Origin of the sequence: Oceanobacillus luteolus, assembly GCF_023715655.1 — a bacterium.
GTDB classification, from domain to species: Bacteria; Bacillota; Bacilli; order Bacillales; family Amphibacillaceae; genus Oceanobacillus; species Oceanobacillus luteolus.
Window position 1 is genome coordinate 23283 of record NZ_JAMBON010000002.1, and the last position, 22396, is coordinate 45678.

Genomic DNA, 22396 nt, shown 5'->3' on the forward strand with positions numbered 1-22396 from the left:
TATTCGAACTGAAATGGAAACAAATGAATTCGATCTCGTTATAATTGGTGGAGGAATAACGCAGGACAGGTATGTGGTTTTTCGAAATCGATAAGGTCAAAGCAGAGAAAGATGCCGTGGTCGATTTTATGGCAGAGAAATTGAATATGTCTGAAGCATGAAAAATACATTTGCCAAGATTTAAACAAGCAAATTGATTCTTCAACCCTTTTTCCAGCAATTTAATATGCTGCATTCGCCTATACCGGGAAATATGTTATACTAGGAACATATGTCAATTTTAGGAGTAAACTTATGAATAAACAGAGAAAGAATGTGAATAATCTGCTTCCATTCATCCCGGATGGCGAATTTTATTTCACAAAAGGTGTAGAGGCGTTTCAAAAGCAAAAATTTGAACTCTCTTTAAGATGGTTGAAAAAAGCAATCGAATCAGATCCGAAAAATCCTTTATATAATTGCCAACTTTCTATTGTGTATACGGAGATCGGCAAATATCATGCTGCAAACCAATTGTTGAATAATGTACTGCAGACTGATGATTATAATGATTGTTATTATTTATTGGCGAACAACTATGCTCATCTCGGTCTTTTAAACGATTCCTTGAAGTATGCAGAACTTTATTTGGATAAAGAACCAGATGGAGATTTTAGTGAAGAGGCATATATGCTTCTGGAAATGGTCAGTTTCGAGATGGAAGAAGATGATGAGGACGATTGGTTATTTGAGGAAGAAGACGATTTATTAAAATACCAAGAAACACTCTTCTATCTGATTGAAAATGAAGAATGGGAAAAGGCTATGCCGTTAATTGAAGAAATGCTAGTCCTATTTCCAGACCATCTCCTTGTCAAACATGATTATGCCCAAGCTTTATTTTATACAGGCAACAAACAAAAGGCGATTGCATTAGAACAGAAAACATTGGAAGAAACAGATCAGACCTTGCATAGTACAATTAACTTGGCGCTATTTTATTTTGAGATGGATGAACACGAAGCTTGTCAAGCGAAGATCAACGAGCTATTAAATGTTTATCCATTGCATACGGATCAGCAGATTAGGCTTGCAGTACTTTTCGCAAAAACAGGAAATTACCAAGCAGCTTATCAGCGCTTCAGAAGGATAAATCGAAGTATGGCTCGGGGTCATTTATCTTACTTCAAATGGTTCAGCATTTCTGCCTACAAGCTAGAAAAAATAGAGCTTGCTAAGAATACGTGGGAGGAAGGGTGTATGAAGCATCGTGCTCTCAACAATCATTCAGCCCCTTGGCAGGAATCGTGAGCAGATAAATAGACGACGAATATTAAATTATTATAAGCTGAATATGAGTATGATGCCGCGTTGGAGCATATTGCTGAACGTGGTATTTTATTGATAGATATCATGAAAATGAGAACAATAATATTAAAAAGAGGCGATAAATATGTCTGAAGAACAACTGTATGATGTGATTATAGCTGGAGCTGGACCGGCTGGAATGACCGCAGCTGTATATGCATCACGTGCAAACCTGAATACATTGATGATTGAACGGGGAATACCCGGTGGGCAGATGGCAAACACAGAAGACGTGGAAAACTATCCGGGATTTGATCATGTTCTAGGTCCGGATTTATCCAATAAAATGTTTGAACATGCAAAAAAGTTCGGAGCAGAATATGCTTATGGCGATATTAAAGAAGTCATCGACAATGGTGACTACAAAACGATTGTAACGAGTAACAAAGAATACAAAACAAAAGCATTGATCATTGCAACGGGTGCGGAATATAAAAAAATCGGCATCCCAGGTGAGGAAGAATTATCTGGACGTGGAGTTTCTTACTGTGCTGTATGTGACGGAGCTTTCTTTAAAGAAAGACATCTTGTCGTAGTCGGTGGTGGGGATTCAGCGGTTGAAGAAGGAATGTACCTTACGAAGTTTGCGAGCAAAGTGACAATCATTCACCGTCGTGATGAATTAAGAGCACAAAAGATTCTTCAGGATCGAGCATTCAAAAATGATAAGATCGACTTTATTTGGGATACGGTTGTAAAAGAAATCAACGGGACAGACGGAAAAGTGTCGAGTGTTACATTGGAAAATCGCAAAACGGGTGAAGAGTCTGACTTTTCGGCAGATGGTGTGTTCATTTACATCGGAACTGTACCATTAAGCGAGCCTTTCCAATCACTTGGCATCACAAACGACGAGGGATATATCCTTACAGATGAGAATATGGCAACAAAAGTTCCGGGAGTTTTCGCGGCTGGGGATATTCGTGATAAGAAATTACGACAAATAGTGACAGCTACAGGAGACGGCAGTATCGCAGCAGAAGAGGCAATAAGTTATGTTGAAAGTTTGCCTGAAACAATCGATACGACTAAATCCTGATAATTATTTACGAAAAGTCATTACTTCTTAACGCTGTTGTAATGAGTTCGCAACATTAATTGGGTACACTATAAATAACTAATTGACCCCCTTTTAATAAATAAATTAGTTTTTGTGCACAGGTTGTGATACCTGTGCATTTTTTTCGTTTTCGACCCCTCCTCATCATATCTTGGGTAATCATCGAGAAAATCAAGAAATATTGTTGAATCATGGAGATTCGTTGTATAATAGAGTAAAGCAAAGATAACTTTTTCGCTGCAACAATTTTACTGCATATAATATTGTTATATCTCCAGTAAAATTTAATAAATATAGTTAAAACTCTTTTCATGCTGCATAGTAATGATAAGGAGTAGAATAGATACAATACAGTTCCTCTAAAGGAGAGCGATACAAATGACAGAGATGGAACAAGAACTGAATAAGGAGACGAGTTTGGTCATTATTACGGGAATGTCTGGAGCAGGTAAAACAGTAGCCGTTCAGAGCTTTGAGGATCTAGGGTTTTATTGTGTAGATAACCTGCCGCCGACTCTGCTTCCTAAATTTCTCGAATTGATGAAGGACTCCACTAATAACATTACAAAAGTTGCTTTAGTGATGGATCTACGCGGACGAGAATTCTTTGATACGTTGTTCGAAGCGTTGGATAAATTAGGTGAAGAAGACTGGATCAAAGAACACATTCTGTTTTTGGATGCCAAAGATACCTCACTTGTCAGCCGTTACAAAGAAACCAGACGTTCACATCCATTAGCTGTTGGTGGACTTCCCCTTACCGGCATCAAACAAGAACGGGAAATTTTGGATGAGTTAAGAGGAAGAGCGCAACGGATTATTGATACTACAGACCTCAAACCAAGGGAACTCCGAGATAAAATCTTAAAAATATATTCAGAAGACGATCAAGAAATATTTTCGGTTAATATGGTTTCTTTCGGATTTAAATATGGAATACCAATTGATGCGGATTTGGTTTTTGATGTGCGTTTCCTGCCTAACCCTCATTATGTTGGTCATCTTCAACCATTGACAGGACTGAATCAAGAAGTCTCTTCTTATGTATTTAAATGGTCGGACACACAAAAATTCATAGATAAGGTGATGGATTTATTAGAATTCATGCTTCCTCAATATAAGAAAGAAGGAAAATCTCAACTCGTTATTGCGATTGGATGTACTGGGGGACAACATCGCTCCGTTGCTCTAGCTGAACACTTTGCCAAGGAATTATCTACAAATTATATTACCCATATCAGCCATCGCGATATTGATAAGAGAAAGGGAAGTTAATGGATGAGTAAAAAGAAGCTACCTAAAGTGGTCGCCATTGGAGGGGGGACAGGAATGCCTGTCCTTCTCCGTGGCCTTAAAAACTTACCAATCGATTTAATTGCAGTTGTGACTGTGGCAGATGACGGAGGGAGCACCGGTAGATTACGGAATGAAATGGCCATACCTGCGCCTGGAGATATCCGTAATGTAATCGCCGCGTTGTCTGATGCCGAACCAATGCTGATTGAACTGTTTCAACACCGATTTGAAGTAGGGAATGGATTGTCGGGGCACTCCCTTGGAAATCTGTTGCTTGCTGCAATGACATCCGTAACAGGGGACTTTTATGATGGTGTAAAAGAGATTTCCCGTGTTTTAAACGTAAAAGGTACGATTTATCCTATTTCCACTGAAAATCTTTCTCTTCATGCTAAAATGGAAGATGGCACAATCATTTCCGGAGAATCCAATATTCCCCTTTCACGTAAGAAAATTGATCGCGTATTTTTAAGTCCAGAACCAGCTAAGCCATTCAGCCATGCTGTGCAGGCGATCATAGATGCGGATTTGGTCGTTATTGGACCAGGAAGCCTTTATACTAGTATCATGCCAAATCTGATTGTACCAAGCGTCCAAGAAGCCTTGGAGATGACCAGTGCAAAAATTGTGTACGTCTGTAATCTGATGACTCAACCCGGTGAGACGACTGGTTTTACAGCTAGCGATCATGTTGAAGCAATCATTCGGCATATAGGTCGAGGCATTGTTCAGACAATAATCGTACATAATGAACCGATTAAAGGAAATGTTCTGGAAAAATATGCGGAAGAAAATGCAGAGCCAGTAATTTATGACATTGAAAAACTAGTTTCACTAGGTCTGGATGTCGTGGAGGAAGATATTGTTGATAAACAGTATCCGACTGTCCGCCACGATACGGATAAAATAGCAAAGCTGCTTTATTCCTTATTAACAAAGTAAAGGAGGGGGAAACGCGATGTCCTTTGCTGCACAAATAAAAAAAGAACTGACGACAATTGAAACAGATGAACCAATCCAGAAGGCGGAGCTTGCCGCATTAATCCGTATGAATGGTGTAATTTCCATTTCGAGACAACGCTATTCCCTTGATGTACAAACAGAAAATGCAGCGATTGCGAGAAGAATTTACACGCTGGTCAAAAATAATTATCAGGTTCCAATTGAAGTACTTGTACGGAAGAAAATGAAACTGAAAAAGAATAATATCTATATCGTCAGACTGAAAGAACAGGTGCGGAATACACTGAAGGATTTAGGGATCATGAAGGAGCACCTGGAGATAAATCGAACCATTTCGCCGGCAATCTTTGAAGATGAGCAATTGAAACGTGCTTATTTACGAGGAGCGTTTTTAGCTGGTGGATCAGTCAATAATCCAGAAACCTCCTCTTACCATCTTGAGATTTATAACTTTCATGAGGAGCATAATACTTCGCTCTGCGAACTATTAAATACATTTGGGTTGAAATCAAAAACATTGGAAAGAAAGCATGGGCATATCGTATATATTAAAGAAGCGGAAAAGATAACTGAGTTTCTCGGTGTTATTGGTGCCCATAATGCGTTATTTAAGTTTGAAGATGTCCGTATTGTCCGGGATATGCGCAATTCTGTGAACCGCTTGGTCAATTGCGAAACTGCCAATCTAAACAAAACAATTGGTGCGGCTTTTAGACAGATTGAGAATATCAAATTGATTGAAAGGACGGTTGGACTGGATCAATTACCAGAAAAACTGCAAGAAATCGCGGTATTACGGTTGGAGAATGAGGATGTTTCGTTAAAAGAACTAGGTGAACTTGTCAAAAGCGGAAAGATATCAAAATCCGGTGTGAATCACCGATTAAAGAAAATCGATGAATTCGCGGATAAGATTCGCCAAGGTGAAGTTATTGTAAATAAATAAATCCTATTCTCTTTCTCGGAATTTCATGATATAATACAGATAATTAAAAAATTTAAATGACATCAGTCGTTGTATTATAATATTAAGCAATAAAAGATAAATATGAAAAGCTACAGCCATGTAAGTCGTTAAGGCAACTGTGGTTTGGATTCCCGTTGAATCCAAACCACAAATGTAGCTATTGGCTTATATGAATCTTAACTTTTTTACGGAAAGAGAGAAATTGGTAGCGTTTTCTAAACTTCAGGGAGGATGAGTCGAGTTGGTAGAGAATTCAGTGAAGGTGGGCTTAGATTCAGGTCTACAGGCCAGACCTGCTGCACAATTTGTACAGGAGGCAAACCGTTATTCTTCGCATTTATTTTTAGAAAAAGATGGGAAGAAGGTAAATGCGAAAAGTATTATGGGACTTATGAGTCTAGCCATCGCGAACGGAGAAGAAATCAAAATAATTGCTGATGGGCCAGATGAAGAGGTTGCATTAAATCATTTAGTATCCTTCGTCACAAAAAAATAAAAGATAAAAAAATCCCTTTCTATTGAAAGGGATTTTCATTTGCTAAATTATTTACTTTCATCTGCTTTACGTTCAAGAATTTTATCAATCAAACCATATTCTACAGAGCGTTCTGCTGTCATGAAGTTATCACGCTCGGTATCACGTTCAATTACTTCAAGTGGTTGACCTGTTTTGTCCGCTAAGATTTCATTCATGCGTCTCTTGATTTCAATAATACGTTTTGCATGAATCTCAATATCAGTTGCTTGACCTTGAGCTCCACCTAACGGTTGATGAATCATGATTTCACTGTTTGGAAGTGCAAAGCGTTTGCCTTTTTCTCCAGCTGCAAGCAGGAATGCACCCATTGAAGCAGCCATACCGATACAAATAGTGGATACATCTGATTTAATGAAGTTCATTGTATCATAGATTGCCATTCCAGCAGTGATGGATCCACCAGGAGAGTTGATGTATAGGGAGATATCCTTACCTGGATCCTCCGCCTCCAAGAATAGAAGCTGGGCAACAATAGAGTTTGCTACGTTATCGTCGATAGCGCTTCCGAGTAAAATGATACGGTCCTTTAATAATCTGGAATAAATATCATATGCGCGTTCACCACGGTTTGTTTGTTCAATTACTGTAGGTACTAAATTCATAAACATATCCTCCTTGTTTTAGATAGTTATCGTTCGCTTTCTAAATTCATCATATAACATTGGTCAAAAAAGGTCAAACGAAAGCGTTCCAAAAAAAACAGACTAAATGCTAGCATTCCCGTTTTTAAATTTTATAAACAAGGAATGTATCTTATGTTAACGCCCACACCACTGAATAGGGGAGAGATAATCAATCAGCAAAACCCTTATTCTGTAGTTCGGGAATTCACAGGGAACGATCCATATTTAATGAAAAGTTTCCCTTTAATATTAGTATACTTGGAAAAAAGCTTGAAAGTCTACAAAATAAACGTTATAATATAATTTGCGTTCGAAATTTATACATGTGCCCATAGCTCAGCTGGATAGAGCACTGGTTTCCGGTACCAGGTTTGTCGGGGGTTCGAATCCCTCTGGGCGCGCTTATAAAGTCAGTATTGACAAGGGTTTGAAGTCACTTTCATCCCTTGTCTTTTTTCTTTTCTTCTAACAATCTTCTAACCTTCGGGTTCCGAAATACTTTTTTAGTCATTATTTTTGGCTATCGGAACAACGTTTTCCGGCTCCGTATTTTTCTTTCCGTATAGTGATTGTTGAATACTTGTTGCAGCTATTTCTTGGATGCCAGGAATAATATGTGAGTACGTATCTAATGTTGTTTGAATAGATCGGTGCCCTAATCTTTCCTGAACAACTTTCGGATGCACACCATTTTGTAATAATAGAGTAGCGTGAGTATGTCTTAATCCGTGAAAGCTTATTTTTCTAACTCCACTCTTTTTGATTGTCCGATTAAAAACGGTCCTTAGATAAGTTGGTTTGATAGTGTCGCCAGTCGATGTTGCACAGACTAAATCTAAATCAATGTAATCTGACCCGATTTTCATTTTATCTTTCGTCTGTTGGCGTTGATGTGCTTTCAGAAGCTCTATGGTATCATCATCAATATCAATTGTCCTGTAGCTTGTACTTGTCTTTAATTGAGGGGATATGGTCCACTTACCATCATCATCTTTTTTCAACTGATTAAAGACGGATATTTTTTTATTTTCTAGATCAACATGAGACCATTTCAAACCAAGAATTTCCCCACGTCGCATTCCAGTAGCTAAAGCTAAAATAATAGGCATCGCATGATTCTTACTTTTTAGACTGCCCATAAATTTATTAACTTCTTCATGGGTCCAATATTCAATTTGCTTTCTGTTTACTTTAGGGGCTTCGATATCTTCCATAATTACTTCTTTGATGCCGTATCTTTTACCACTTTTTAAGGCAGATGACAATATTCGGAATATATGTTTTTTGCTACGCTGAGATAAATCTTTATCATGTACTTCATCCATAAAGGATTCCACGTGATATGGCTCCAATTTACTTATTTTTAGGTGTCCTAGTCCCGGAATGATGTGAGTACGCATATACGATTCATAATGCTCATATGTCCCCGGCTGGACGTTTCTTTTCTTACGAGAGAGCCATTGGTTGAAGTATTCCTCTAAAGTTATATTCTCTGGCTCTTTATAGCCTTTTTCTAATTCATTTAAAATTCGAGGTAAATCTTTTTCTGCATCTTTCTTTCTGGAGTAACCAGAAAACCATTTTTGTTTACGTTTATTCCGGTGATCCCTCCCTAAATCCACAACTACATAATACCTGTCACCTTTTTTAGCAACGTGACCACGCAAGTAACATCTTCCTTTCATACATTTCTAGCCTTCGTAGTGCAAATCCTTCTTCTACATTAAAATTTTCCATTATTTCATAGTGATTCACCTCCTTAAATTGTTCTAGCATGAATGTCGGTACGCAGAAATGGTAAGCGAAATAATTTGCTTGATACTCCTGTAAGTCGATGAATAGGGGATGCATCAATAATTGCGTTCCTGCATGTCTGAGATAGTGACACAACTCATGGCCAAACAATTGCCATTCCTGCTGTTCAGTCCCCGGTTGCAGAATAATTTCATTACCAAAACGATAAGACTTTCTCCTATACACGACTTCTAATTTGAGTTTTGAAGCCACATTTTCAATTGTAAGGTCAGGAGGACTGTGGACTTTAATGGTGCTTAAAAGTTCTCTGATATAATCCTCTAGGTGCGTGTACATGACAACCTCCTATTTGTAGAATGTATGTTCTGTTCAAGTGTAAAAGATAAGGCGTACAAATAAATGCACACCTGTCATAATTAATAGTTAAAGTGGTATAATAAAAGAAAGAGAATTTACCCAGATTACTCATTGCTTTTCCGATTTCTGCATCAACTCCTAGATCGATGTTTAGTTTTGGTAAGCTGCTCAGCGGTTCAACGATTGTTGAAACTTGCTCTGCAATCGTTGTGAGTGGTGCAATTCTATCGGTTAAGTCCGTATTTACGAGTTTATCGAAGTTCGACTTGTTATCGCCCTGGCTTTTTATCCGGGGCCTCTTTATGTTTCCATAAAGTCCAGCATATCTCATCATCCTATTAGGATGCCGGACGCTCGTGGGCAGATTATCGGTTATCCATCCTCACCACCTATGCGTTGCACCTTCCAGACTACAACAAGGGATTTCATCTGGCTTGGCTCATGGTTGCCGTATCTTACGACTTAGGTTTTCCATGAATTCATCCGGTTTGCGACTATAAATTACTTTATAGTGGGGCAGTCTCTTTCTTATGTATTAGGCGTACATTTATTTGCACACCCTAATAATTAGTTGTTGATTTGTTTATTTATTAATATGAATCCTATTCCACTTAAAATAGCAGTAACGGAACCGATTCCTGCTGCTATACCGATATCGCCATACATTAACATTGAAAGAAAAAGTCCTACAACACCAACTATAAGTAAGATGATTGATATTATTTTCACTTAGCTAATTCCTCACTTATTTAAAGGTATTTCGACTTCTATTTTTTCGCCAACATTTTCCCACTCTTCATCAATTGCTGCATCATAAAACAGTTTGATTGATTCTACATCTTCTGCTTTTGAGTTCTCTAGGATATAAAACGATGTTCCGGATTTTGTTACAGACCCTAGATATTCACCATCAATATGGTCGCTCATTAGCATGTCTGGTTCTATTTGTTCTCCGGTGCTAGTTGTCATTACTGCTTGTGATGCATAAAAAGTAATATGATCTTCGGATGTGTTTTCTACCGTCATATCAACTTGGATATATTCTAATTCCTCACCGCCGAACATATCAACAAATTCATCACTCACATTCATCGAAACGCCGTTAGCTTTTTCAATCGTTAATACAATTGGGCCTGACTCAAATGTTCCAACATCATTAGTGAGGCTCACTAGAGTAGACTCCCCGGCTTCGTTAGTAATAACATCGCCAATTTTGTGACCTTCTGCAGTTTTATTTTCGTTTGTATCTTCCTCTTCATTCTCTTCTTCTGTTGCATCTTCACTTTTATCAGCTGTCTCTTCAACTTCCTCTGTCGTTTCATCTGATGCACCAGATGCATCGTTTGAATCTGCATTATCCTCGCTATCTCCACAAGCGGCTATAACCAAAGAAAGAAACAAAACAAATATAAGTAATAGTTTTTTCATTACAACTTCCCCCTTAAATTTGGCTAGATTGACGTTGCTCCTATGTATTTTTGATGCTACCCCCAAGCATCACTCCCTTCATTACTTATCAATTTCCTTTTGACTCTTTTTAAACTTAATATAATCATAAACATCTTGCATGTCATCCGCAGTAAAGCTTGCTAGATCGTTAAACATAAGGTCAGCATCCGGGAACTCTTTTTTTATTTTATCTATAATTGCTGCTTTTCTTTTAGCGTCTTCGTCTTCATCTTCAATGTAAGGAAAGAAGGCATCTAATCCAGAAGAATAATTTTCACTCACATAACCAGCTAATAAAAACAATTTGTCTTTTTCTAGTCCTAGAGCATTTGCAATCATTGATACTGTAGTTTTTGAAGGAACATGTTCTCCACGTTCGATTTTACTGAGGTGAGAGAAACTAATTCCTATCAAGTCTGCAAAGTCACGAAGACTCATGTTCTTTTCTTCTGTTCTGTACGCTTTTAAAAATTCCCCGAATTTATTTGAGGTTTTCTTTTCTTCCATCATTATCACCACTCTATTCACCTCCCATTGTAGCGCATAACGACACAAAAATAAATTAATTTAAGATAAGTGTTGACAAGTGACACAAAGATGGTATTATAGTGTTAAGACACAACACAACACATTGTTCTAAGTATATGGTAGAAGGAGGTAGTGATATGACAGTACTTCACAACAAGATAAAACAACTTAGAAAAGAAAGAAAAATAAATCAACAAGAGCTTGCAGATTTCCTTGGCATTGAGCGTACTTCTCTTTCGAAGATAGAGAATATGGAGTATAACCCGAGTGCCAAAACAATGTTAAAAGTATGCGAGTTCTTCGATTTGTCTATAGGTGATATTTTTTTTAATAAATCTGTGTCAAGCAATGACACGAAGGAGGCAATCTAATGAACCAATTGCAGGTTTTTCAAAATGATTTATTTAAAGTTTCAGCAAAATTAAAAGATGGCCAGGTGTTATTTGAAATTGATCATGTAGCAAAAAGCTTAGGATTCACTCAAGTTAAAAACAACAAAGAATACATCAGGTGGGAAACTGTCAATCGGTATTTAGAAAAATACATTTCCCAACAAGTTGGGAAAGGCGATTTTATCCCAGAACCACTTGTTTACAAGCTAGCTTTCAAAGCCTCAAACGAGTTAGCTGAAAAATTTCAAGATTGGCTAGCAATCGAAGTCATTCCGTCGATCCGAAAACACGGCGCATACATGACACCGGAAACAATCGAACAAGCTCTATTGAATCCCGACACAATAATTCAACTAGCAACCAACCTTAAAGAAGAACAACAAAAACGTATTGAAGCTGAAAAAACAATTCAATTACAAAAACCGAAAGTTGTTTACGCTGATGCGGTTGCTGTTTCAGAAGATACCGTACTGGTAAAAGATTTAGCTACAGTTTTAAAACAAAAAGGTGTTGATATCGGAACGAACAGACTTTTCGAATGGCTACGAAATAACGGTTATTTGTGTAAACAGAAAGGTGAATTATGGAACACTCCAACTCAAAGAAGTCTCGATTTAGGTGTGATGGTTACCAAACATGGATTAAGAACAGGATCCAATGGCGAAATGAAAAAAACTCGTACACCTAAAGTTACTGGAAAGGGCCAAATATATTTTATTAATAAATTCTTAAATCAACAGGAGGTTGTTTAAATGAACACTCATAAAAAATTGGAACTATTATTTTGGGATTGTCATTCATCTGTTGACATTGAATATCACCACGACACTGAAATGTACGCACTTGCTGTAACAGAATACGAGATTGATCAAGAGAAATCTACTGAACATGAAACTAAGTTAAAACCGTCTAGTGTCACTGAAATTTATTTAAGTGGCAACGAAATTGATTCATTAATGGAAGCACTAGAATACATCAGAGTGCAGCCGGAGGTGGAATAAATGTCCATGGAAGAAGCACTCCGCCAAATCATCCGAGAAGAGAACGAGAAGCATTTGAGGGATATTGAGCGCTTACTCGAGTCTCACGGATATAAAGAAACTCCAAGATTCTTAACTGTACCGGAAGCTGCGGAAATCCTGAGAATTGGTAGAACATCCGCATATGAACTATGTCGCCAGTCAGAGCATAACGGATTTCCTGCAATAAAAGATGGTCAGAAAATCCGAATACCATACAATGCTCTGATGAACTGGATAGAGCAACAAACCAATCAAGCAATCTAGCAAAACAACCAACTGAGGGGTTGGTACTTACATTATATGACGGACAGCATGAACTTACTGCCCAACCCTTGGAACACACGTGCAGAATCTGCACATAAGGGGGGTGAAATGGTGGAATTCGGGTCAGTCTTACGGAAAATGCGGGTCGTTGCGGACATAAGTCAAGAAGAAATGGCAGAGAAATTACATATGTCGAGAAGCAACGTGTCCCGCCTAGAAAATAACAGAATGGAATTAAAAGCAGTAGATCTAATCAAGTGGTGTCGAGCTACCAACAATCCAGACGTCTTGATGGCGCTTTATGCAGGGATTGATGTTACAGCCACACTAGTCACATCTGGTGCAACAGCACTAATAACAGGAACAATCGCATTTTTAGGAGGGATTCTATGAATTTCGAAGAGCACTTTTTACCAGGGGATATACCAGCTGCAAAGCTAGCGTTCTATAACATCGTTACGAGTTTGAAACTGATTGAGTCGTATGAAAGGAAAGGCGACAAGGCTAACGTTAAACGAATAAGCAACAATCTATTGAATGCACTAACTGATATAAACGCTCTAGCTGTACGCAAGGATGAAACAACAGAATTGTATTTACACCATTTATTAACTAAGCCGCAAGGGTGGTATCCGATGTGAGTGAAAAATTTGAGGATTGGTTTTTCATTGGATTGTTTATCGTTACAGTGATCGTTTTAAATTTTCTAGTGATTAATAACGGTTAGGAGGTCAGTAATGAAGAGATTCAAGCATTGGTTTGATTGTAGGTTTAGGAAGAAACATCGTTATAGCTTTTATACGAATAGATGCATTGTGTGTGGAAGGGAGGTTAAACGATGAGAGCTTATATCAAGTTGTGGGGCAGGGAGTATCCCTTACTGATGATTAGTTGGTATGAAGATGGAGGTTTATCAAACGTTTCTTTTAGGGATGAGGAACGAATATTATTCACAGTATTTCCAGTGGATTCACGTAAAGAGGAAACGAGTTTTGAAGAACGTTATAAAAATGATTTAACATACGCAGATTTAGACAAATGTATCTTTTGGAAAGAAAAATGACCCACGTTTGGCCACGTGAGTCACAAAAAATTATTGGATTAAAACAATTACGTTTGATTCTATTTTACCACAACTAAATATCATTTGGAAGGCTTAGTCCTTCCTTTTGCGGGCAGGAGTTTCATACCTCTCTCACTCTCCATTCCCCCGGCTCTTGCTCGCAAAAGGGATGATTAATCCACTACATAGGAAAGGAGGATTAACTTGTTGGATACTGATTTAGTTCCAGGCAGTGCCTTGGGAGCTATTATCATTTCAGTTTCAGTTGTATCAATTACATTTATTTGTTTTTAGGAGGTGTAAACATGGGATTAGAACATCCAGCAATTACGCAGATTGAACGTACAGGTTATCCATACAGCGCCAAACGTGAAGATTGGGGCACGGATGGATTAGGAAATGAAATCTTGTCCGGTGATGAAATTCTAGAATTCATGGAAGAAGTTTATGTAGTTGAAGAGTTGTCGTCTGATGCTAGGGAGATTTTGGAACAGCATGGAGCGATCTATAAGATTGCAAAATAAAACGAGGACCCTTTTCCAGAGAATCCTCGCAAACAGTTTAATAATCTTACGGTGCTTTTATTATACCACAAATTTAATGAAAGCGTATAGGAGGAATCGGAGTGGCTTCTCAATATATCCGTCGTTATGAACGTGAAAAGAAAGAAGGTTTTAGCAAGTTAGAAGCGTTTGGAATCATCGCTTCTGGTATTGCAATCGGTGGAACATTAGAGGACTTACAAGAATTGGACAGGCATTTTCAAAAAGACTTATACAAATCGGAGGGATTAAATAATGAATCAACTACAAAATCAATATCAGCAACAGCAATCTAACGGCGGTGCAATTGCTCAAGCACAGTCCAGCCGTGAAATGGAAGAAGTCAAAGGTCAAATTTTCATGGCTCGTCAGTTTCCAAGGAATGTATTCCAGTCGGAGCAACGTATCTTAGATAACTGCAAACGACCTTCCTTAGCTCAATCTGCAGTATACAGCTATCCAAGAGGAGGGACGAAGGTTGAAGGTCCATCCATTCGATTAGCTGAAGTACTCGCTCAAAACTGGGGTAACGTTTCATTCGGTATTAAGGAATTGGAGCAAAAGAACGGTGAATCGGTAGCTATGGCTTATGCGTGGGATTTGGAAACCAACGTTAGACAAGAAAAAGTTTTTTATGTTCCTCACATTAGATACACCAAAAACGGGGTAAAAAAACTGACTGATCCAAGAGATATATATGAAATGGTTGCTAATAACGGAGCTCGTAGGTTAAGAGCTTGCATCCTTGGAATCATTCCTGGAGACGTGGTTGATAAAGCTGTAGAAGAATGTAACCGCACATTAAGCGGAAATGGCCAAGGACCACTCAAGGACAGAATAAGCAATGCTCTTGTTGCATTCAAGGAGCAACATCGAGTTACTCAAGAACAGATAGAAGAAAGATTCGGTTATAACGTTGATGCTTTCACGGAAAGAGATCTACTCGATTTAATCAAGATTTTCAACTCACTTAAAGACGGAATGAGTAAAGTTGATGACTGGTTCTCGAAAGAAGTCAAACCTAAGCAAGAATCAAAGCTCACAGAAGCTTTTGAACAAGATAAAGAGAAAGACACCAAGAAGCAAGAAAAGCCTTCAAAACAAGCGGACAAGCCTAAGAAAGAGGATGTGAAAGCAGATGACGGACCAAGCCTTGATGACCCTAACACACAAGAACTATTATTCGACGAAATCAAATAATGAATACATGTCTGTAAGTCAATTTAAGAACTGGAATGAATGTGAAGCGAGAACTTTAGCAACATTGAAAGGTGAATATGAAGAGCCAACCACTAGCGCCATGCTAGTCGGCTCTTATGTTCACGCAGCGTTTGAAAGTGATGAAGCATTTAACCAATTCATTGAAGAGAATAACAGCGCAATATTCAAAGCTCGTGGCGGTAAATATGCAGATTACGAAACAGCTGACCGGATGATTGAAGCGTTGAAAAGTGACGATTTTGCCATGTTCGCTATGGAAGGTGAAAAGGAACAGATCATGACGGCTGAATTGTTCGGAATGCCTTGGAAAATGAAAGTGGACTCCATCAATTACGAAAGGAATATATTCACGGATATAAAGACAACGCAGGACATTCATAAGCGGTACTGGAGCGAGAAATATGATGGCTGGGTATCTTTCATCGAGAAGTGGGATTACGTTCTCCAGATGGCGATTTACCGCAAAATAATTGAAGCAAATACAGGTCAGTTGTACACACCTTATATTATTGCGGTCAGCAAGGAAAACCCACCAAATAAAGCAGTTGTTCATTTTGATGAATCAAGGTTCGAATTTGAATATGAGTATACGGAAATGAAGATGCAGCGCATTTTGGAAGTGAAGCACGGAGAAATGGATCCAGTATCTTGCGGCAAGTGTGATTACTGCCGAGGAGTGAAGAAGTTGAGTGGAACAATTGAAGTAGGAGCGTTGATTTATGAATAACACATCGAACGTCAGACTTCCCGAATGGATGTGGGAGACCGCCAAAGATACAGCGCACTTAAAAGAATTAATCAGAGCTTACATCAATGTACGGTATCCAGGTTATACGGTTTTGAAGGTTAGAAATAGGATTGCGGTTTGTGAGATTAATAGATAATTCAGGAGGTAAAAATCATGGCTGATGTTCAGAAGGAAAACGGATATACGCCTATAGCACACGAGCTACTAGAGGAGATTCCTAAGTACAAATTCAACGGAACTCAATTTAAAATTATTATGGTTGTTTGGAGATACACTTATGGGTTTCACAGGAAAAGCCATGATTTTTCTCTCTCCTTCCTCACGGATGCTACAGGCGCAGACAAGTCTACTATAAAAAAACAATTAACTAACTTGATCGATGACAAAGTTCTCCAAGTAGTTGAAGAAGCTTCATTTAATAAACCTAGAAAGTTAGCATTTAACAAGAATTATCCTGAATGGAAAATACAGAGAACCACACAGGGTGTCAAAAGTACAGAGGGGGATAAACCTCACCCTCATACAGGGGGGCAAAACACACCCTCACAGGGGGTGGAAACCCCTACTCTACAGGGTGGGGATTCGCCCCCTCTACAGGGGGCGGTTTGCCCCCCTAAGATAGATATTATTAAAGATACTTCTAAAGATAATATTAAAGATATTACTACTAAGAAATCGCCGGAAGTTGTTTCTGAAAATATTTTAAATCGGTACATGGAACTAAGAGGACAATATGTGTTTAGTCCAAAAGACGAAATGGCTGCTAAAGAAATTGCTCTCTCTGGCATTCCTGCTAAAGATGCTATTCAGTACCTTGAGGAAAAATTCCAAGATTATGAGAAAAACAAACGTCATAGCAGGGATAAGATAAACGCTTTAAGCTACTGCGTTGGTTATATATTAGATCGCTATCACGATAGCAAGGAGAGTGAAATAAATGGCGAAGGGGTTTCAAAGTATAGCAGAGGTTATGAAAAGCAGGGATATTCAAGAAATTCTGGCAAGAGCTCAAGCTATGAGCAACAAATACGAGAACTCGAACTCGCAAACCAAGCCTTCGGACGTTGAGTGTGAAGCTTGTAATGATACCGGAGGCATTATTGATAAAGTCTACGATGAGGATTACGGACGAGAAGTGGATATTTACAGACCGTGCCATTGCCAAAAAACAAAAAGCTTAAAAAACAGATTTAAAAACGCTTTAATTCCTGATGAATTCAAAGAAGCAAGATTCGATAACTACGAACAAAACAGTGAAGCACAAAAAACTCTGTATAAAGCCATACAAGAGTATTTGAAAGGATTTCCATCCATCATCAAGGACAAGCCAGAACACAACAGTTTGGGATTTATCGCAGTATTCGGAGAAAGTCGTATTCGCTTGCTATCCGGTGAGGCGAAATACAAAGCGAAATCAGAGCATAACAACTTTGGTCTTGGAAAGACTCACCTGCAAATGGCGGCTGCAAAATGGATATTAAACCGGATTCGGGTACGTGATGAAATTGCTCCAGGACAATTTTCAAGATTTGATAGAGGAGCCAGAGTGCTTTGTGTATCGGATATCACTTTCATGGACGATTTAACTAATGCTCGAATGGCTGGCGATGGCGGTGAAACACTTAGAAACCTTCTTGATAGTGCAATAAATGCAGATGTGCTCGTTTGGGATGATCTAGGAAAAGCCAAATGGTCCGAATCAAAAGAAGGTCTATATTACCAAATCATCAATGAGCGGTACTTGCATAAACGTCCGATTCTCTTTAGCTCCAATGAAGATGCTGGAACGTTGAGTGACAAAATCGGTTATGCAGCATCCAGTAGATTGCTAGGGATGTGTGGAGATAGATTGTATCGGGTTGAAGGTGAAGATTACAGATTACGGAAGGGGAGCCATTAAATGAAAACCTGCATCAGATGCGGCCGTGAACTCAAAGACAAGAAAAGCATCGAGCGTAAATTCGGGCCGAAGTGCTATGAAAAATATAAAAAAGAACTGGAAGAAATCGGTACTCCAGATAATCAAATGGTGATTGATGAAGTGATTGAGGGGGATGCGGTGTGAGGGAGATTAAGTTTAGAGCGTGGTTCACTGATAAAAAACAAATGAAATTTGTAGCAATGCACAATGTTTACCCTGGAAATACATCATATTTCTATTTGTCTCCTATGCCAATGAGTGACTACGAACCTATTGAACTCATGCAGTGGACAGGCCTAACAGATAAAAATGGAACAGGTATTTATGAGGGGGATATCTTGACTGACCACGGAGAAGAAGGTCCTCTGTATGTTGAATATTCAAATGAACATGCAGCATTTGTATTCGTCGATAAGTTTGATCCTTTCGGTGTAACTCGTTATACAACACTTCAAATAAGCTATGAACAATTCGAAATTATAGGAAATATATTTGAGGACGGTGAGTTGCTAAATGATTGTGTCCTATCAAAAGCCGATTGAATTTGTGAATAAGTGCGGTTGCATAGTTGACTATGATGAATTAGAAAAAGCGATTTTATGGTATTCAGAGAAGCCGGTAACAAGGTTAAAAACAATTTATATGCATGGAAGATACCCTGCTGTTTCGATACATGAAGAAAAATTACACGTACACCGATTGCTCATGATGTACTGGGAAAACAGAATTTTACCAAGGGAAGAGCAAGTGCATCATAAAGACGAAAACAAACTGAACGCTCTCCGAGAAAATTTAGAAGTCATTTACGAGGGTGAACATCAGTCGCTTCATAATAAAGGCAGAAAATTTACAGATGAACACAGGAAAAAGATAGGAATAGCGAACAAAAAGCGAAAAGGATTGAAAATGAAAAAACAACACAATATTCCTGTTGAAGAATTAAGAACACACTTACAAAGCGGAAAAAGCATCAACTGGATAGCAAAACACTATAGCGTAGACTGGTCAACTATAAAAAATAGGATTAACGAAAATCCAGAGCTGTTAGAAGGTGAATCCAATGTGTAAAACCTGCAACGGAACAGGCGGCATCCATACAGAACACAGCTGGGGCTTACAGATTCAACCTTGCCCCAGCACCAATTGCAACGTGAATGACAGATTAAGAGAAGAATCGATCGCTTACGTACAGCAGATGTTAACGGAATTAAGGGGGCGTGAGTCTGCATGATAACCACTTATCCAACATTACTGAAGAAAACAAGAGCACGAGACAACGTTATTATCCTAGACGATTTAGAGTTTGTATTTCCAAAGGAACAGCTGGAAGCAATCACTAACGCATTCAACGAAGGCTTGGAGGTTGAAGAAATCGCCAAGCTGCATAAAAGGCATCAAGATGAAGTGTTTCTGGCGCTTTTCCACCAAGCAAGAGGAGGCAAAGTCAAACGGAGGACATACCGAAAATCGACGTTGCTTGTGCCTGGGAAAGTGCAGTTGGAGAGGGAGAGGCGGAAAAAGTGCAACTAGATTTATTCAGAGAAATCATAGTAGACAACTTTGCAGGCGGCGGTGGTGCATCTACTGGGATTGAAATGGCGACGGGTTTAAATGTCGATATTGCAATTAACCATGACCCAGATGCAATTGCAATGCATAAGGCTAACCATCCTGATACAGAGCACTACCTTGAATCGGTTTGGGATATTGACCCCGTGGAAGTCGTCAGAAACCGGAGAGTAGGGCTTGCATGGTTTTCTCCTGACTGTACACACTTTTCTAAAGCCAAGGGCGGTAAACCAGTCAAGAAAGAAGTACGGGGACTTGCTTGGGTGGCATTAAGGTGGGCGGCAACTGTGCGCCCCAGAGTGATCATACTGGAAAACGTCGAAGAATTTAAGACATGGGGACCATTGAAGGACGGTAGACCGGACCCAAACCGAATAGGTTACACATTCAAATCGTTTAATAAGCAACTGAAAGACCAAGGTTATGAAATCGAATGGAAAGTGCTAAAAGCTTGTGATTATGGCGCACCAACTACAAGACAGCGATTGTTCATGATTGCAAGGAATGACGGAAAACAGATTGAATGGCCTGAACCTACACACGGCGCACCGGATGAAGTAAATGTGCAGCTGGGGTTAAAGAAGCCATACCGAACAGCCGGAGAAATCATTGATTGGTCCATTCCAGCGCCGAGTATTTTTACTCGTAAGAAGCCATTAGTTGAAAACACCATGATACGCATCAAGCGAGGAATACAGAAATTCATTATCGAGCAAGAACCTTACATTGTGAATGATAAAGCGCACTTTATTCAGCATTACTATACGCACCAAGGTGATGAGGTTAGGGGTAGTGGACTGGACGAACCACTGGCAACTATACCTACTGCAAACCGATTCGGATTAGTCAGTGCTTTCCTTACAAAATATTACGGTCAGGGTGTTGGACAGTCGCTAAACGAACCAATTCACACCATACCGACAAAAGATAGATTCGGACTCGTAACGGTTGGAAGCAAGAACTACAGAATAACAGATATTGGAATGAGAATGTTGCAACCGCATGAATTATTTGCGGCCCAAGGATTTCCGGAAGAATACATCATTGATCGTGACTATGAAGGCAAGCGATACCCGAAAACTCAGCAAGTGGCAAGGGTAGGGAATTCAGTTCCACCACCATTTGCAGAAGCGCTTGTAAGAGCAAACCTGCCTGAATTATGTTCTGAAAAGTCCAAGTATAAAGAAGTGGTTTAAGGAGTGATTACATGAAACTTGATCAAGCCAAGAGTCAGCTCAGATACGCTCTAAGAAATCAGAAAACGATTAGTATTCCTAAGCTACAAGAAATCCTGCAATCGATGAATTTTAGCTTTGAGGATAACAAGAGTAAAGAAGTGAAGTATCTGCGGGCAGAAATTAAAAAGCTAAATCAATTGAAAGTGCTCCGAGAGAAGAAGGGTGTTCCAACGAAAATTAAGTATGACGGCAATGTTTATGCTCTAGTGCATGGTGATTATATAAACGGAAATAAACGGAGGGGTTAGGATGAGTGAACGGTTGGAAGAATTGGTTCAAGATTTATCCAGTAACAAATTAGAGTTAGCTGAGTTCATTAATGACTATTACCTCATGAAAGATCGTGTGGAGGAATTGGAAGAAGCGGTAAAGGCTTATAAAGAAGCAAAAGATTGGTTGAAAGAAGTACAAGATAACGTTGACAAGATGGAAAGTGTTTTAGAGGAAAATGAACGCTACAAACAAGCATTGGAAGAAGTCTTGATTACAGATGAATTCGAAGATCCCCAAGATTATATAGACCGAATAGTTACTAAGGCATCTGAAGCATTGGAGCAAGAAAAATGAATAGCGTCAAGGATGCTAAATTAGTTTATGAATTTGAAGAATGTAATTTAACTCCTGAAATGATTGTGGCAATTGATTCACTTATCAATCGGATTAGTGAACTAGAAAAAATACGTCAATTCTACGCAGACCCAACTATCTACGATTCCCGTCACGGCATGGCCATACTCAAAGACTGTGGAGATAAAGCGAGGGAGGGGTTGAAGTGAGACAGCCCACCGATATTTGCTGGCACTGTGGGATAAAACGTAGTGATTCAGAGGTCACACGGACTGGAAGCTTTCTATGTAAAGGTTGCCATGATGCTTACTTTAAATACTTGAGCATGAAGGTAAAAGGAGATGAAAGATGGGTGGAATTAAAAGATAGAATTCTAGAATTATCCAACAAAGGATTAAAACCGAAAGAAATTGCAAAAGAACTTAAAGTAACTCCACAAACGGTTTACACATATCGCTCTCAGTTAGGGATAAGTGGAAAAAGGCGGGTAAAGGAAATGGTTGAAATCAATTCTAAAGTTAACCAGGAGGCTAGGGGGATGGATTATCAAAAGGAAATTGAAGACTTGCATAAACAGTTGGAAGAGGAACGATCAAGACATAAAACTAGAGAGCAAGAATTGCAATCTAGAATCAAGGAGCACATAAGAGCACTGGAAGATGCAGAAGCAAGAAATCTTGAATTGGAAGCAAACGCTAAGTTGAAAGAGATGAAAGAACCTAAAGCAGTCACTGATATTTATAAACAGGAATTTGAGCGCGAGAAACAAAAGCATGATGCACTTCTAAAATATCTAATGATCATAAACGGGGAGGTAAATTCAAATGAGAGAATCTCTTGAAAGGCAAAATGTGATTGAGGAACTGCATAACAGTTGGTTTTGAATGATGATGAAATCATTGGAGAGCGTTTCGTGACAGATTAATAGATTTATACATACAGGGGGGGAGACGCTCTCTTGTGGGG

At 38.9% G+C, this 22396-nt stretch carries 35 protein-coding genes and 1 tRNA gene; 30 read left to right on the top strand and 6 right to left on the bottom strand.

What is annotated here, in order from left to right:
* The first annotated feature begins 294 nt into the window (after positions 1-294).
* The 6 genes from M3210_RS02725 (at position 295) to M3210_RS02750 (ending at position 6129) form a co-directional block, all read left to right on the top strand.
* Positions 295-1290, top strand: coding sequence for a tetratricopeptide repeat protein (locus M3210_RS02725; RefSeq protein WP_251511160.1), 996 nt, complete (start codon positions 295-297; stop codon positions 1288-1290).
* 142 nt (positions 1291-1432) lie between these two features.
* Positions 1433-2386, top strand: coding sequence for a thioredoxin-disulfide reductase (gene trxB, locus M3210_RS02730; RefSeq protein WP_251511163.1), 954 nt, complete (start codon positions 1433-1435; stop codon positions 2384-2386).
* Positions 2387-2794: 408 nt separating this feature from the next.
* Positions 2795-3682: an RNase adapter RapZ gene (gene rapZ / locus M3210_RS02735; RefSeq protein ID WP_251511707.1), complete on the top strand. Its 888-nt coding sequence runs from the start codon at positions 2795-2797 to the stop codon at positions 3680-3682.
* A gap of 3 nt (positions 3683-3685) precedes the next feature.
* Positions 3686-4645 carry a gluconeogenesis factor YvcK family protein gene (locus M3210_RS02740; RefSeq protein WP_251511165.1) on the top strand — a complete coding sequence of 320 codons (960 nt, stop codon included), beginning with the start codon at positions 3686-3688 and terminating at the stop codon, positions 4643-4645.
* Positions 4646-4661: 16 nt separating this feature from the next.
* Positions 4662-5612 carry a DNA-binding protein WhiA gene (whiA, locus tag M3210_RS02745; protein ID WP_251511167.1) on the top strand — a complete coding sequence of 317 codons (951 nt, stop codon included), beginning with the start codon at positions 4662-4664 and terminating at the stop codon, positions 5610-5612.
* A gap of 262 nt (positions 5613-5874) precedes the next feature.
* On the top strand, positions 5875-6129 hold the full coding sequence (locus M3210_RS02750) for an HPr family phosphocarrier protein (protein WP_251511170.1): 255 nt from the start codon (positions 5875-5877) through the stop codon (positions 6127-6129).
* Positions 6130-6176: 47 nt separating this feature from the next.
* Here the strand turns inward: M3210_RS02750 and clpP are convergent, their stop codons facing one another.
* Positions 6177-6773 (bottom strand): ATP-dependent Clp endopeptidase proteolytic subunit ClpP, encoded by a 597-nt coding sequence (clpP, locus tag M3210_RS02755; protein WP_251511172.1) that lies wholly within the window; start codon positions 6771-6773, stop codon positions 6177-6179.
* A 346-nt stretch (positions 6774-7119) separates the two neighbouring features.
* Between clpP and M3210_RS02760 the strand changes: the two genes are divergently transcribed.
* Positions 7120-7195: transfer RNA gene (locus M3210_RS02760), tRNA-Arg, on the top strand.
* Between the two features lie 102 nt (positions 7196-7297).
* Here M3210_RS02760 and M3210_RS02765 read toward each other — a convergent pair.
* The 5 genes from M3210_RS02765 to M3210_RS02785 form a co-directional block, all read right to left on the bottom strand.
* On the bottom strand, positions 7298-8461 hold the full coding sequence (locus M3210_RS02765; protein ID WP_251511174.1) for a site-specific integrase: 1164 nt from the start codon (positions 8459-8461) through the stop codon (positions 7298-7300).
* Positions 8442-8885: an ImmA/IrrE family metallo-endopeptidase gene (locus M3210_RS02770; protein WP_251511177.1), complete on the bottom strand. Its 444-nt coding sequence runs from the start codon at positions 8883-8885 to the stop codon at positions 8442-8444. The genes M3210_RS02765 and M3210_RS02770 overlap by 20 nt, the downstream gene beginning before the upstream one ends.
* 588 nt (positions 8886-9473) lie before the next feature.
* The gene (locus M3210_RS02775; RefSeq protein WP_251511179.1) at positions 9474-9635 is read right to left on the bottom strand and encodes a hypothetical protein; all 162 of its coding nucleotides are present in this window, start codon (positions 9633-9635) and stop codon (positions 9474-9476) included.
* Positions 9636-9647: 12 nt separating this feature from the next.
* Positions 9648-10334, bottom strand: coding sequence for a hypothetical protein (locus M3210_RS02780; RefSeq protein ID WP_251511181.1), 687 nt, complete (start codon positions 10332-10334; stop codon positions 9648-9650).
* A gap of 81 nt (positions 10335-10415) precedes the next feature.
* Positions 10416-10865 carry a helix-turn-helix domain-containing protein gene (locus M3210_RS02785; protein WP_251511710.1) on the bottom strand — a complete coding sequence of 150 codons (450 nt, stop codon included), beginning with the start codon at positions 10863-10865 and terminating at the stop codon, positions 10416-10418.
* A gap of 155 nt (positions 10866-11020) precedes the next feature.
* Here M3210_RS02785 and M3210_RS02790 point away from each other — a divergent pair, with 155 nt between their 5' ends.
* The 23 genes from M3210_RS02790 to M3210_RS02900 all read left to right on the top strand — a co-directional run bounded on the left by M3210_RS02790 (position 11021) and on the right by M3210_RS02900 (position 22271).
* Positions 11021-11254 carry a helix-turn-helix transcriptional regulator gene (locus M3210_RS02790; RefSeq protein WP_251511183.1) on the top strand — a complete coding sequence of 78 codons (234 nt, stop codon included), beginning with the start codon at positions 11021-11023 and terminating at the stop codon, positions 11252-11254.
* Positions 11254-12027, top strand: a complete 774-nt coding sequence (locus M3210_RS02795) for a phage antirepressor KilAC domain-containing protein (protein ID WP_251511189.1) — start codon at positions 11254-11256, stop codon at positions 12025-12027. Before M3210_RS02790 ends, M3210_RS02795 begins: the two co-directional genes overlap by 1 nt.
* Entirely contained in the window at positions 12028-12276 is a 249-nt protein-coding gene (locus M3210_RS02800; RefSeq protein WP_251511190.1) for a hypothetical protein, read from the top strand. It abuts the gene before it with no gap.
* Positions 12277-12561 (top strand): helix-turn-helix domain-containing protein, encoded by a 285-nt coding sequence (locus M3210_RS02805; RefSeq protein ID WP_251511191.1) that lies wholly within the window; start codon positions 12277-12279, stop codon positions 12559-12561.
* A gap of 108 nt (positions 12562-12669) precedes the next feature.
* A complete protein-coding gene (locus tag M3210_RS02810; RefSeq protein WP_251511192.1) occupies positions 12670-12954 on the top strand; it encodes a helix-turn-helix domain-containing protein in 285 nt (94 codons plus the stop codon).
* Positions 12951-13202 carry a hypothetical protein gene (locus M3210_RS02815; protein ID WP_251511194.1) on the top strand — a complete coding sequence of 84 codons (252 nt, stop codon included), beginning with the start codon at positions 12951-12953 and terminating at the stop codon, positions 13200-13202. Before M3210_RS02810 ends, M3210_RS02815 begins: the two co-directional genes overlap by 4 nt.
* A 197-nt stretch (positions 13203-13399) precedes the next feature.
* The gene (locus tag M3210_RS02820; protein WP_251511195.1) at positions 13400-13624 is read left to right on the top strand and encodes a hypothetical protein; all 225 of its coding nucleotides are present in this window, start codon (positions 13400-13402) and stop codon (positions 13622-13624) included.
* A 305-nt stretch (positions 13625-13929) separates the two neighbouring features.
* Positions 13930-14148: a YqaI family protein gene (locus tag M3210_RS02825; RefSeq protein WP_251511196.1), complete on the top strand. Its 219-nt coding sequence runs from the start codon at positions 13930-13932 to the stop codon at positions 14146-14148.
* A 101-nt stretch (positions 14149-14249) separates the two neighbouring features.
* A complete protein-coding gene (locus M3210_RS02830; RefSeq protein ID WP_251511198.1) occupies positions 14250-14462 on the top strand; it encodes a hypothetical protein in 213 nt (70 codons plus the stop codon).
* A complete protein-coding gene (locus M3210_RS02835) occupies positions 14422-15366 on the top strand; it encodes a hypothetical protein (protein ID WP_251511200.1) in 945 nt (314 codons plus the stop codon). The genes M3210_RS02830 and M3210_RS02835 overlap by 41 nt, the downstream gene beginning before the upstream one ends.
* Positions 15305-16114 carry a PD-(D/E)XK nuclease-like domain-containing protein gene (locus M3210_RS02840; RefSeq protein ID WP_251511202.1) on the top strand — a complete coding sequence of 270 codons (810 nt, stop codon included), beginning with the start codon at positions 15305-15307 and terminating at the stop codon, positions 16112-16114. The genes M3210_RS02835 and M3210_RS02840 overlap by 62 nt, the downstream gene beginning before the upstream one ends.
* A complete protein-coding gene (locus M3210_RS02845; protein ID WP_251511204.1) occupies positions 16107-16271 on the top strand; it encodes a hypothetical protein in 165 nt (54 codons plus the stop codon). Before M3210_RS02840 ends, M3210_RS02845 begins: the two co-directional genes overlap by 8 nt.
* Positions 16272-16288: 17 nt before the next feature.
* Positions 16289-17203, top strand: a complete 915-nt coding sequence (locus M3210_RS02850; RefSeq protein ID WP_251511206.1) for a replication protein — start codon at positions 16289-16291, stop codon at positions 17201-17203.
* Positions 17151-18035: an ATP-binding protein gene (locus M3210_RS02855; RefSeq protein ID WP_251511714.1), complete on the top strand. Its 885-nt coding sequence runs from the start codon at positions 17151-17153 to the stop codon at positions 18033-18035. The genes M3210_RS02850 and M3210_RS02855 overlap by 53 nt, the downstream gene beginning before the upstream one ends.
* Positions 18036-18200, top strand: a complete 165-nt coding sequence (locus tag M3210_RS02860; protein WP_251511207.1) for a DUF6011 domain-containing protein — start codon at positions 18036-18038, stop codon at positions 18198-18200.
* Positions 18197-18598 (top strand): YopX family protein, encoded by a 402-nt coding sequence (locus M3210_RS02865; RefSeq protein WP_251511209.1) that lies wholly within the window; start codon positions 18197-18199, stop codon positions 18596-18598. Before M3210_RS02860 ends, M3210_RS02865 begins: the two co-directional genes overlap by 4 nt.
* Positions 18570-19124 carry a hypothetical protein gene (locus tag M3210_RS02870; protein WP_251511211.1) on the top strand — a complete coding sequence of 185 codons (555 nt, stop codon included), beginning with the start codon at positions 18570-18572 and terminating at the stop codon, positions 19122-19124. The genes M3210_RS02865 and M3210_RS02870 overlap by 29 nt, the downstream gene beginning before the upstream one ends.
* A gap of 159 nt (positions 19125-19283) precedes the next feature.
* Positions 19284-19586, top strand: coding sequence for a hypothetical protein (locus tag M3210_RS02875; RefSeq protein WP_251511213.1), 303 nt, complete (start codon positions 19284-19286; stop codon positions 19584-19586).
* Positions 19577-20821, top strand: a complete 1245-nt coding sequence (locus tag M3210_RS02880) for a DNA cytosine methyltransferase (protein WP_251511216.1) — start codon at positions 19577-19579, stop codon at positions 20819-20821. The genes M3210_RS02875 and M3210_RS02880 overlap by 10 nt, the downstream gene beginning before the upstream one ends.
* 11 nt (positions 20822-20832) lie before the next feature.
* A complete protein-coding gene (locus tag M3210_RS02885) occupies positions 20833-21111 on the top strand; it encodes a hypothetical protein (RefSeq protein ID WP_251511218.1) in 279 nt (92 codons plus the stop codon).
* A 1-nt stretch (position 21112) separates the two neighbouring features.
* On the top strand, positions 21113-21430 hold the full coding sequence (locus M3210_RS02890) for a hypothetical protein (RefSeq protein WP_251511220.1): 318 nt from the start codon (positions 21113-21115) through the stop codon (positions 21428-21430).
* Positions 21427-21639 carry a hypothetical protein gene (locus tag M3210_RS02895; RefSeq protein WP_251511221.1) on the top strand — a complete coding sequence of 71 codons (213 nt, stop codon included), beginning with the start codon at positions 21427-21429 and terminating at the stop codon, positions 21637-21639. The genes M3210_RS02890 and M3210_RS02895 overlap by 4 nt, the downstream gene beginning before the upstream one ends.
* Positions 21636-22271, top strand: coding sequence for a hypothetical protein (locus tag M3210_RS02900; protein WP_251511223.1), 636 nt, complete (start codon positions 21636-21638; stop codon positions 22269-22271). Before M3210_RS02895 ends, M3210_RS02900 begins: the two co-directional genes overlap by 4 nt.
* Positions 22272-22396 lie beyond the last annotated feature (125 nt).